This window comes from Streptomyces flavofungini (assembly GCF_041028215.1).
Taxonomy (GTDB): Bacteria; Actinomycetota; Actinomycetes; order Streptomycetales; family Streptomycetaceae; genus Streptomyces; species Streptomyces flavofungini_B.
Map to the genome: position 1 here is coordinate 1 of NZ_JASKYR010000205.1, position 11,504 is coordinate 11,504.

The window sequence follows — 11,504 nt, forward strand, 5'->3', positions numbered from 1 at the left end:
GTGCCGGGGGGCGCGGTGTCCATCGGCTCAGCCCTCGTGKCCGCGCAGCSACGGCAGGTCGGCCGCCGCGTAACGGTAGGAGCGGAAGACGGCGTTGGGCTCGGCGGGGAAGAGGGCGCGGACCTCGCGCTCGTGGTAGCCGCCGAAGAACGGCACGATGTACTCCCAGCACAGATAGCCGTCGGCGGTGACCTCGAAGAGGCGGCCCGCGGGGGAGTCCGTGACCAGGGTGTTGCCGTTCGGCAGGCGCTGGGCGGCGCCCATGAACGGGGCGAAGAAGGACTCGCGCGCCGGGTCGTGGTACTCCCAGACCACCTTGCCGCTCGCCCGCTCGATCTCGACGACCCGGCTGAACGGCACGTCGTGGCCGGGCCGGAAGACCCCGTTGTCGAAGACGAGGAAGCCGCCGTCGGCCAGCTCGGTGGGGCAGTGCTGCTGGGAGACCACGCCCGGTTCGGAGCGCCAGATGATCTCGCCGGTCGCGCGGGAGATGACGATCACCGCGGAGACCGAGCGCAGGCTCGCCAGGATGTCGCCGTCCCGGGTCGGCAGGACGCTGTTGATCAGCGGGTAGTGCTCGCGGGCGTAGTCGGGGTGGAGCGGGAACTCCGCGCGGTCCAGGTGCTCCGAGACCCTCCACTCCCAGGTGCGGCGCCCCTCGGCGTCCACCTCCACGATGGTGTCCGCCCACACCGTGCCGTGAGTGGCCTCCGACCCCGGCACCCCGCCGCGCACGGCGTCCGCCGCCGCGCCGGTCAGCGGTTCGAGGGCGGTGTACAGGATTCGGCCGTCGCCGTAGTGGTGCGCGTCGTGGTGCTGGAAGCGGTCGATGTGCTCGCGCACGGCCGTGCCGTCGGGGGTGTACTCGCGCATGACGCCGCCGCGGTACTTGTGCCACATGGGGAAGAGCGCGGGCTCGTCGGGGAGCACGCCGTTGTGGGCGAGGTTGCCGTTCGGGAGGATCCGCGCGTGCCGTCCGGGGCGGTGCGGCAGGTCCCACCGGTGCGCGATCTCGCCCCGGATGTCGACCAGGTACACCCCGCCGTCGCCGGTCAGCGGCGCGAAGAGCGTGTATCCGCCGTACGAGGCCGCCTCGTCCAGGGCGATGAGGCCGGTGCCCCTGCGGCGGCGCTGGTTCTGGTCCACGCGGGTCATGCGCGTTCTCCTCGGTGGTTAAGTTTCTTAAGTGAGGCTGAAGACGTTAACCACGGCGGTAGGGTGACCGACAGACCCCGGGCGAAGTGGAAACAAACCAGCAACATGAGCGCAGAACGCGATGAGTTGGCCGTCGGCCCCGCGATCCGGCGGCGCCGCCGCGCCCTGGAGCTGACGCTGGCCGCGGTCGCGGAGCGGGCCGGGGTCTCGGCGCCCTTCCTCAGTCAGGTGGAGAACGGCCGCTCGCGGCCCAGCATGGGCTCGCTCCAGCGCATCGCCGACGCCCTGGACACCACGGCCGTACGGCTGCTCGCCGCCTCCCAGCCGCCCCGCCCCGTCGACGTGGTGCGCGGCGACTCCGCGGCGGTGTCCCGGGTGCGGCCGCTGGTGCGCGGGCGGCAGCAGTTGCACGCCCTTGAGTTCACCGGCGAGCACGACTGGAGCCGGATCTACCGCCACCGCAACGACGAGCTGCTCTACGTCGCCGACGGCTCGGCCGAGGTCGAGGTGGACGGCGCGGCCCACACCCTGGGGCGCGGCGACACCCTCTACTGCGCGGCGGAGCGGCCGCACCGCTGGCGCCCGCTGGCCAAGGGCACCCGGGTCCTGATCGTGGCCGTCGCCGAGCACGTCGAAGTGGCGGACGACCGAGACCTCTGACACCCGGCGGTGCCCCCCGTGCGGGGCCACGCGCCGAGGAACCGGACCGCCGTGCGCAACGTGTATGCAGCACAGGGGAGTTGAGAGAGGCTGTGCACCTCATCACTCAGGGGAGGGCCGATGCCGGTCGCGATCTGTTCGTTGAAGTGGGACGCCGCGCAGGACGGGCGTCAGTCCGTGACCTACGACAGCGACGGCTACCACCTCGTGCGCTTCCCCTACGGCGCGGGCGAGGAGAACTACGATCCCTGGCACATGCACGACCCGGCGAAGGGCGGCGGCTCCTCCGCGAAGTTCCCGCAGCCGCGCTCGGGGCTGATCTGGCCGAGCCACGACGGCTGGGGCGTGCTCTCCGCGCTGGTCTTCTGGGAACCGGACGGCGGCCCCACCGAGTACCGCACACGCTTCGTCCGTGACCCGCTCGGCCACTCGACCGGGTACGACTCGACCGCGACGACCGACTCCGCGCCCACCAGGGGCAGCCAGTTCCGGTCCTACGTATGGCAGATGTTCGTGCACCCGAACACGCCCGTGGGGCTGAAGATCACGGCTCGCGGCGCCGGTGACGTCCGCGTGAAGACGCCGATCACTCACGCCCAGTTCAAGCTCGCCATCCACACGGACGTGCTCAGGCCCTAACGGGGCGTGCCCCTCACGCCGACACGAGCGGCCGGAGCCGACGGGCCCGTACCTGGGCCCGGTCGACCGCCTCGGCGGTGAGGACCGGGGCGGGCACGACGATGCCGCAGCCCGTGCAGACCGCCCCCGAGGACGGCTCGTGCGCGAGGCCGTGCTTCCACACCAGGGTGGTGTCGGCGCAGACGGGGCAGGCGGTGCCCGGCTCCCTCTCCAGCGCCGCTATCAGCCGCCGCAGGACTTCGGCGAGGGGCGCGTCCGGATGGACGTCGGGGTCGTCGCACCAGGCGACCCCGAACCCGCCCCAGGTGCGGCGGTGCCAGTCGTCGTCACTGCCCGGACGGCGGAGTCCGTCGTGCTTCTCCTTGCGGCGGCGCTCGGCGAAGCCCGCCTCGTAGGCGAGCCAGACCGCCCGTGCCGCCTCGAGCTCCGTCAGCGCGGCCACCAGCCGCGCCGGGTCGGGAGACCTGTCCTCGGGCCCGAACCCGGCCCGGGCGCACAGATGGTCCCAGGTCGCCCGGTGACCGTAGGGGGCGAACCTCTCCAGGCACTTGCGCAGTGAGTACCGCCGCAGTGCCAGGTCGCTCTTCGGATCACGTACCTGTCTCGCGAGACTCCGGAATCCGGCCATCGCCCTGCACCTCCGTCACACGTACTTCGTTCTGGTACCCCGTGTTCCTTCTCTCCCGGCGCCGCTGCCGAGCGGAAGCCGAAGCGGCGTCGCCGAGTAGACGTATCGACACGCGATTCGGCTCCCTGATCGGGCGACCGTGTTTCGCCTGCCCGTCCGAGCAGCGGTGATGCATGCACAGAGGGGGCGCGTTGTGGTGATTCGGAAAAGGCGACGGTTGTTCATCTTTCGAGTTCATCGCCCCGCCAGTAACCTCCGCCGCATCGGCCTTCCGCAGACCACCGGAGGAGCACCCATGCGACGACGCGACGCCAGACTCAGAACGCTTGCGACGGGGGCGGCGCTCGCGCTCGGCGCCGCGCTCCTCGTGCCCCTGCCTGGCGCGGCGGCGGCGCCGGGGGGCCGGGGCGCGGCGGAACGATCCGCCGCCGAGACGGACTACTGCGGGAGCCAGTGCGCGGACGTGCTGCCGCCCGGCGCCAACGGCAACGCCACGCTCGCCGAGATCCTCGCCCACCGGGTCCTCGGCACCAAGCCGGCGCACGCCGACGACCAGTTGGGCCCCTACGACGCGCTCTCCTCGGGCTATGGCTCGCTCACCGACGACAAGCTGACCCAGTTCTTCAACGACGCCTCCTTCGGCGTCCGCGAAGGGCAGGTCGCCTCGGTCACCAAGCCGCGCGACGATGTGACGATCACCCGGGACAAGAAGTACGGCATACCGCACATCAAGGGCACCACGCGCTACGGCACCGAGTTCGGCGCGGGCTTCGCGGCGGGCCAGGACCGGCTCTGGCTCATCGACCTCTTCCGGCACATCGGGCGCGGGGAGCTGACGTCGTTCGCGGGCGGCGCCCCCGCCAACCAGGGCCTGGAGCAGCAGTTCTGGCCGCAGGCCCCGTACACAGAGGCGGACCTGGAGAAGCAGGTCGAGTACATCAGGACCACGCAGGGCGAGCGCGGCAAGCAGGCCATGGAGGACGCCCAGGCCTATATCGACGGGCTCAACGCCTACCGCGTGAAGTCCAAGGACGGCCGCTCCTTCCCCGGCGAGTACGTCCTGACCGGCAAGATCGACGCGATCACCAACAAGGGCGAGATAGCGCCGTTCAAGATCACTGACATGATCGCGCTCGCCTCCGTGGTCGGCGGGCTCTTCGGCAACGGGGGCGGCGGCGAGGTCGAGTCCGCCCTGTCCCTGCTGAAGTCCCAGGAGAAGTACGGGGTGACCAAGGGCACCGAGGTCTGGGAGTCCTTCCGGGCGCGCAACGACCCCGAGGCCGTGCAGACCATCCATGACGGAACGAGCTTCCCCTACGCGGGCAGACCGGATAAGGCGCGCGGTACCGCCCTGCCCGACCCCGGCTCCGTCGAGCGCGAACAGCTCGTGTACGACCGCGAGGGCGGCGCGAGGACGGGCGCCAAGGACCCGGTGAAGGCCCCGAAGAAGCTCCGGCCCGCCCAGGGCATGTACGACAAGGGCGTCCTGCCCGAGGACCTCTTCCGCCAGGACGGCCACAAGAAGGGCATGTCCAACGCCCTTCTCGTCTCCGGCAAGCACACCGCGAGCAAGCACCCCGTCGCCGTCTTCGGCCCGCAGACCGGCTACTTCGCCCCCCAGCTCCTCATGCAGCAGGAGCTCCAGGGGCCCGGCATCAGCGCCCGGGGTGTCTCCTTCGCGGGCGTCGGCATGTACATCCAGCTCGGCCGCGGCCAGGACTACGCCTGGTCGGCCACCTCCGCCGGACAGGACATCACCGACACCTACGCCGTCGGACTCTGCGAGCCGGGCGGCGGCACACCCACCAAGCAGTCCACCGGCTACCTCTACCGCGGCACGTGCACGCCCATGGAGAAGCTGGAGCGCAAGAACGCCTGGAAGCCGACCGTCGCCGACTCCACCGCCGCGGGCTCCTACCGCATGCAGGTCTTCCGCACCAAGTACGGCGTGGTCACCCACCGGGCGAGCGTCGGCGGCAAGCCCGTCGCGTACGTGTCGCTGCGCTCCACCTACCGCCACGAGGCCGACTCGATCATCGGCTTCCAGATGCTCAACGACCCCTCGTACGTGCGGGACGCCGAGACCTTCAAGAAGGCGGCCCAGAACATCAGCTACGCCTTCAACTGGTTCTACGCCGACTCGCGCGACATCGCCTACTACAACAGCGGCGCCAACCCCGTACGCGCGAAGGACATCGACCCCGCCCTCCCGGTCAAGGGGGAGCAGGCCTACGAGTGGCGTGACTTCGACCCCGCCGACAACACCTCGGCGCAGACCCCGCCCGCCGAGCACCCGCAGTCCGTCAACCAGGACTACTACATCTCCTGGAACAACAAGCAGGCGGACGACTTCAGCACCGCGGGCTTCGGCATGAGCGCCGTGCACCGCGGAGACCTGCTCGACGGGCGGGTCAAGGAGCTCACCCGGGCGGGCGGCGTCACCCGCGCCGCGCTGACCCGGGCCATGTCCGAGGCGGCCGTCACCGACCTGCGCGGCGAGCAGGTGCTTCCCGAGCTGCTCAAGGTGGTACGGAGCAAGCCGGTCACCGACCCTCAGCAGGCCAAGGCGGTCGAGCAGCTCGACGCCTGGCTGAAGGCGGGCGCCCAGCGCAACCAGACGGCGGCGGGCACCAAGGCCTACGCCCACCCCGACGCCGTACGGATCATGGACGCCTGGTGGCCGCTGCTCGTGGAGGCCGAGTTCAAGCCGGGCCTCGGCAAGGACCTCTACGAGGCCCTGACCGCCCAGCTCGGCACCGACGAGGCGCCGTCCGCGGGCCACGGACCGACCGGCGCCCACGCGGGCTCCGCCTTCCAGTACGGCTGGTGGGGCTATGCCGACAAGGACCTGCGTGCGGTGCTCGGCGAGCCGGTCGAGGGCGCGCTCGGCGACACCTTCTGCGGCGGCGGCAGGCTCGACGCCTGCCGGGACGCCCTGCTGACCACGCTCGGCCAGGCCGCGGCCAGACCCGCCACCGAGGTCTACCCCGGTGACGACGCCTGCAAGGCGGGCGACCAGTGGTGCGCGGACTCCGTGATCCACCGGGCGCTCGGCGGCATCACGCACAAGCCGGTGCAGTGGCAGAACCGCCCGACCTACCAGCAGGTCGTCGAGTTCCCCCGGCACCGGTAGGCCGGTTCAGGCGAGGGCGATCCGTCCGGCGGCGAACACGACGCGTGCCAGCTCCTCGTGGCAGATGTCGCTGTGCGCGCCGGCGGGCGGGCCGCCCCGCCGCACCACCGTCGCGGCGTCCAGGCTCACGCACCCCTTGGTGGGCACCTTCTGGCCCAGCTTGATGCGTTTGGTGCCGCCCACCGACCGGATGCCGTTGTAGCCGATGGCTCCCCACCGCTCCCAGAGGTTGAGGAAGGTGGTGGAGTCACCGGCCAGCTTCGACGCCAGCGGGTAGAGCCGCCCGAGCGCGTCGTCGTGGCGCGAGTAGCAGGAGATCAGCGGGCCGTCGATGCGGGCCTGCATGCCGTACAGGGCGCCCCTGCGCGAGGTGTCGTGCGGCACCCGGCCCGCGAAGGCGTAGTGCGAGAACGCCCCCTGGAGCAGCGTCACCGACTTCACCGCCCGCACATCGGCGGGCATGCCGCGCAGCGCGTACGAGACGAGGCGCGCGCCGAAGCTGTGTCCGATGAGGTGGACCCTGATCCCGGACACGTCACCGGCGAGCAGCCCGAGCGCCGGGCCGAGACCCAGCTGGCCGACCGCGCCCGCCCGGCGCTTCATCCCGTAGTAGGAGCCCTCCCGCAGCAGCTCGTAGGCGCCGTCCCACACCCGCTCGCGCAGGTTGCCGAGGAACTGGGGCCTGCCGGTGTCCGCGCGGGCGGCGGCGAGCAGTTCGCAGACCTGCACCGCGTCGTCGACGAGCATGGCGGGCTCGCCCGCGCCGGTGTCCTCGCCCAGGTGCCGCGCGGGGCTCGTCTCCCGCAGGGAGACCAGATCGCGCACGAGCCGCCCGAACTCGTACACCCGCGAGGCGACCTCGGAGCGCTCCGCGAGCAGCTCCGCGATCCGGTCGAGCGTCTCGTCGTGGCCGGGGTAGGCGCGGTCGAGCGCCTGCCGGGTGGCCGCGTCCAGGGTCGGCCCGCCCGCCGTCGCCGGGGCGGTGGACGCCGAGGGGTCGAAGTCGGGGATGGGTTCGTCGGGGAAGCGGATGGCGGGCCAGAGCACCCCGGCGTAGCCGAGGCGCACACCGGCCCCGGCCAGCCGCTCGCACGGGGCGAAGAAGCGCCGGTACAGCTTCCTGGCGTCGTCCTTGTCGTTGTTCCAGCCGTGCGCGAAGACGAGGAGATCCGTCACGCGCTCGCGTTCCACGCCGGAGAGCAGCTCCTGGCGCTGCGCGGTGTCGACGTCGCCGTCGGCGTCGAAGGTCAGTTCCCAGTAGGGCTCCACGGCGTCATGGTCCCGCCGCCGGTGCCCACTGGCCATACGCGTGCGGCACGAGGCGGCCAGAACGTGCGGCCGTTTCAGGCCAGTTCCCGCTCCCGCGTCTCCGGCAGCGCGAGGACGCACAGCAGCGACACGACCGCCATGGCGCTCACGTACCAGCCCACCGACGAGGAGCCGAAGGCCGCCTGGAGCCGGGTCGCGACCAGCGGCGAGACCGCGCCGCCGAGCACGCCGCCCAGGTTGTAGGCGAGCGAGGCGCCCGAGTACCGCACGTTCGCGCCGAACAGCTCGGGCAGGTAGGCGCCCATCGGGCCGTAGACCACGCCCATGCAGAACAGCGCGCCGCCCAGCGCGAGCGCGATGAGCACGGGACGCCCGGTGTCAAGGAGCGGGAAGAGCGCCAGGCCCCACACCACGGCGAGCCCCGCGCCCGCGAGGACCAGCCTGCGGCGCCCGGCCCCGTCGGAGCGCGTCGCGGCGAGCCAGGTGCCCGCCGCGAGGAAGAGGCAGGCCACCAGGGAGAGGCCGAGCATGGTGTTGCGCGAGATGCCCAGGGTGCCGGTGGCGTAGGAGAGGCAGTACGTCGTGGCGGTGTAGAAGAGGCCGTAGGCGACGACCATGCCGCCCGCGCCGAGCAGGAGTTCGCGCGGATGGCGGCGGAGCACGTCGAGCGTGGGGACCTTGCTGGCCTCCCGCGCCTCGATGACCTTGGCGAAGACGGGCGTCTCACTGATCCGCAGCCGTACGAAGAGGCCGACGCCGACCAGCAGGAACGACAGCAGGAACGGCACGCGCCAGCCCCAGGAGCGGAACGCCTCGTCGGAGAGCGCCGAGGAGAGCAGCCAGAAGATCCCGGTCGCCGCGAAGAACCCGACGGAGGGGCCGAGCTGGGGGAACGCCGCGTAGAGCCCGCGCCGGCGCTTCGGCGCGTGCTCCACCGCGAGGAGCGCGGCACCGCCCCACTCACCGCCGAGCCCGATGCCCTGGAGGAAGCGGAGCAGGATGAGCAGCAGCGGCGCCCAGATGCCCAGCGTGCCGTAGCCGGGCAGCAGCCCGACGCACGCGGTCGAGAGGCCCATCAGGAGCAGCGAGGCCACCAGGACCGACTTGCGGCCCACCCGGTCCCCGAAGTGCCCGAAGACCACCGAGCCGATGGGCCGCGCCGCGAACGCCACCGCGTAGGTGGAGAACGACGCGAGCGTGGCGTTGACCGGGTCGAGGGTCGGGAAGAACGCCTGGTTCAGGACGAGCGCGGCGGCCGTGCCGTAGATGTAGAAGTCGTAGAACTCGATGGCCGTGCCGATGAACGAGGCCACGGCCACCCGCCGCATGCTCTCCGGGCTGCCGCCGTCCGCGTTGGCCGCGGCCTGGACCCGCTGTCTTTTCGCTGCTTCAGCGTCGCTCTGCACGAGCGGCACTCTCACGTTCGTTGTAGGGGCCAGTCAATACTCAGGACGGGCTGTCTCGGCCACTGAGACCTGACGGCTCCGCCCGACGGCCGGGTGGGTTCACGGCTCCTGGCGGTGTGCCGCCGTCACCTCGTGCAGATGGATGAGGACGTCGTGGGAGCGGCCGAGCGAGATCTTGTAGGGCCCGTCGGGGTGGACGTTGCCGATGCTGCGCGTCGGGCGGGCCTTGTCGAGCCACTTGCGCGCCGCCGCGGGCGCGGTCCGGGTGTCCAGGTAGAAGTCGTCGTGGCGCACCTTGTCGAGCGTGTGCTCGTTCATGCCGGGCGTCGCCGGGGCCAGCGAGAGCGGCTTCCAGACCTCGGAGTCCGCGCTCTGCGCCATCAGGCCGCCCCGGTCGAAGGTGAACCCGATGCTCGCGTACCGCTTGCCGAGCCGGTCGCGCAGGAAGGCGCCCTGCATCTTCGGATAGCGCGGGTCGAACGAGACGTAGGAGACATGCGCGTTGTGCGCGGAGAGCAGCACCTTGTCGCCGGTCCGCCGCTGCCACCAGGCGGTGTTCTGGGCCATCAGGCGGTCGCGGTCGAGCATGGCGGCCCGCTGTCCGTCAGGGGAGTCGAGGTCGTGCGCGAGGACGCGGGCGGTCTGCGAGAGGGACCTGGCGTGCTGGAGCGCCCACTCGAACGCCGCGCTCCCCGCCTCCGGCCGCCGCTCCTTGAGGAGTTCATAGGCCTTCGTCGCTCCCTCGGCCAGCTTCTTCCGCTCGGCCAACGGACGGGCCATGTAGGCGTCGCCGTCCGAGAGCCGCCGCATCGGCGCGTACAGCCCGGCCAGCCTCGGCCGCAGCTCCGGCTCGTGCGCGCCCGCGTAGCCGAGCACGCCGTCGAACACCTCCGCGCCCAGCTCCGGGTAGTTGAGGTCGTTGCCCATGAAGCGGAGCCGCCGCTCCGGGTGCCTGTCGTTGTACGCGCGCATCCAGCTCAGGAGATGGACGTACTCCTCGGTGTCCCACGGCGTCTTCGCCAGCTCGTGGTGGACGAGCGCGCGGACGTCGCCGTCCCGCTCGCCGCGCACATAGGCGTCGAAGCGCAGCCCGGTCGTCCAGCTCACCTCCTGGGCGAAGGTGGTGAAGCCCTTCTCCTCGACGAGGTGGCGGAACACCCGCTCCTTCATCGTGAAGAACTCATGCGTGCCGTGGGTCGCCTCGCCGAGCCCCACCACCGAGGCGTCGCCCACCATCGCGCCGAGCGCCCGCAGGTCCCTGGTGCTCCCGCCGGGCCCGGTCGAGCGCAGCGGGTGGGCCGCCCGCTCGATGGCGGCCACGGGATCCGCGGGGCGGGGCGCCGCCTGAGCGGTCCCCGGCGCGATGAGCGCTCCCGCGCCGACGGCCGTGAGCAGCAGGAGCGGAACCGTTCGACGGGTGGTGCGGGACATCTGGCGCCTCCTGGCGGTGCGGCTCTTCACGGACGAAGATCACGATCCCGTGGGGCGGCACGGCTCCGCCACCCGGCTGGCACCCGCATCGCGGCGGGGGCTGACCCCACCGGCGCACGGCGTGTACGTTCGGCGCCATGGCGGAATTCATACTGGTCCCGGGCGCCTGGCTCGGCGCCTGGGCGTGGGACGACGTGGCGCGGGAACTGCGGGCGGCCGGACACGGGGCCCATCCCCTGACCCTCTCCGGGCTCGCCGACAAGCAGGGGGTGCCCGCGGGACAGGCCACCCACGTGCGCGACATCGTCCAGGAGGCGGACCGGCTCGGCCTGCCGGAAGTGGTCCTCGTCGGCCACAGCTACGCCGGCATCCCGGTCGGCCAGGCCGCGGCGCTGCTCGGCGACCGGCTCGCGCATGTGGTGTTCGTCGACTCCAACGTCCCCGTCGACGGCGAGTCGTTCGCCTCCTGCTGGTGGCAGGGGCAGGCCGCCTTCGAGGCCGTCCTGGCCGAGAACGACGGCTGGTGGCCGCCGCCCGGCGCGGCCGGGGTCGACGGGCAGGGCCTCGGCAGCGAACAGATGGCGCGCTTCACCGGCGGCGCCACCCCGCACCCCGGCGAGACGCTGACCGGCCCCGCCGAGCTGACGCGCCCGCTGGGCGATCTCTCCGCCACGTACGTCAAGTGCCTCCTGGACGGCGACGAGCCGATGGACGACGTGGCCGAGGCACTCAAGAGCGAGAGCTGGCGCCTGGTGGAGATGGACACGGGCCACTGGCCGATGTTCTCCCAGCCGCGCGAGCTGGCCCGCATCCTGCACGCGAGCGTGCGCGGCTGAACGCGCACGCGGGCGTCAGCGCCTGACGTGCACGCGGGCACACGCGCCTGAACGGTTTCCGCCACGGCGGGGCGGCCCGCGGCCCCCGCCCCGGCCCACCTCTTCCCCCGCAACATACCGACTGGTTAGTCTGCCGTGACAGACCAGCCGCGCGAGCCGTGGTCGAGCCGAGGTCGAAGGAGACCGCACGTGGAGACCCTGAAGGACAAGGGAGTCGTCGTCACCGGAGCCGGGGGCGGGATCGGAGCGGCGCTCGCCCGCCGCTTCGCCGCCGAGGGCGCCCGCGTCGTCGTCAACGACCTCGACGCCGCCAAGGCCGAGGCCGTGGCCGGGGAGGTGGGCGGCAT

General features: G+C 72.1%; 10 protein-coding genes. 5 read left to right on the top strand and 5 right to left on the bottom strand.

Translation table 11 applies throughout. From position 1 onward, the window contains the following. Positions 1–27: 27 nt before the first annotated feature. Positions 28–1,155 carry an arylsulfotransferase family protein gene (locus AB8Z36_RS16390; protein ID WP_369214046.1) on the bottom strand — a complete coding sequence of 376 codons (1,128 nt, stop codon included), beginning with the start codon at positions 1,153–1,155 and terminating at the stop codon, positions 28–30. A gap of 105 nt (positions 1,156–1,260) precedes the next feature. Here AB8Z36_RS16390 and AB8Z36_RS16395 point away from each other — a divergent pair, with 105 nt between their 5' ends. Further along, positions 1,261–1,815: a helix-turn-helix domain-containing protein gene (locus AB8Z36_RS16395; protein WP_369214047.1), complete on the top strand. Its 555-nt coding sequence runs from the start codon at positions 1,261–1,263 to the stop codon at positions 1,813–1,815. 120 nt (positions 1,816–1,935) lie between these two features. Next, positions 1,936–2,454, top strand: coding sequence for a hypothetical protein (locus AB8Z36_RS16400; protein ID WP_369214048.1), 519 nt, complete (start codon positions 1,936–1,938; stop codon positions 2,452–2,454). 13 nt (positions 2,455–2,467) lie between these two features. Here the strand turns inward: AB8Z36_RS16400 and AB8Z36_RS16405 are convergent, their stop codons facing one another. After that, positions 2,468–3,082: a hypothetical protein gene (locus AB8Z36_RS16405; RefSeq protein ID WP_369214049.1), complete on the bottom strand. Its 615-nt coding sequence runs from the start codon at positions 3,080–3,082 to the stop codon at positions 2,468–2,470. A 295-nt stretch (positions 3,083–3,377) separates the two neighbouring features. Between AB8Z36_RS16405 and AB8Z36_RS16410 the strand changes: the two genes are divergently transcribed. Further along, positions 3,378–6,215: a penicillin acylase family protein gene (locus AB8Z36_RS16410; RefSeq protein WP_369214050.1), complete on the top strand. Its 2,838-nt coding sequence runs from the start codon at positions 3,378–3,380 to the stop codon at positions 6,213–6,215. Positions 6,216–6,221: 6 nt separating this feature from the next. Here the strand turns inward: AB8Z36_RS16410 and AB8Z36_RS16415 are convergent, their stop codons facing one another. The 3 genes from AB8Z36_RS16415 to AB8Z36_RS16425 form a co-directional block, all read right to left on the bottom strand. After that, positions 6,222–7,484, bottom strand: coding sequence for a serine-threonine protein kinase (locus AB8Z36_RS16415; RefSeq protein WP_369214051.1), 1,263 nt, complete (start codon positions 7,482–7,484; stop codon positions 6,222–6,224). 74 nt (positions 7,485–7,558) lie between these two features. After that, complete coding sequence (locus tag AB8Z36_RS16420) at positions 7,559–8,890, bottom strand: MFS transporter (RefSeq protein ID WP_440581929.1); 1,332 nt, start codon at positions 8,888–8,890, stop codon at positions 7,559–7,561. Between the two features lie 99 nt (positions 8,891–8,989). Then, on the bottom strand, positions 8,990–10,321 hold the full coding sequence (locus tag AB8Z36_RS16425; RefSeq protein WP_369214052.1) for an erythromycin esterase family protein: 1,332 nt from the start codon (positions 10,319–10,321) through the stop codon (positions 8,990–8,992). A 137-nt stretch (positions 10,322–10,458) separates the two neighbouring features. Between AB8Z36_RS16425 and AB8Z36_RS16430 the strand changes: the two genes are divergently transcribed. Then, complete coding sequence (locus AB8Z36_RS16430; protein ID WP_369214053.1) at positions 10,459–11,157, top strand: alpha/beta fold hydrolase; 699 nt, start codon at positions 10,459–10,461, stop codon at positions 11,155–11,157. Positions 11,158–11,346: 189 nt separating this feature from the next. Beyond that, a partial coding sequence (locus AB8Z36_RS16435; RefSeq protein ID WP_369214055.1) for an SDR family NAD(P)-dependent oxidoreductase occupies positions 11,347–11,504 on the top strand: 158 nt, incomplete at its 3' end.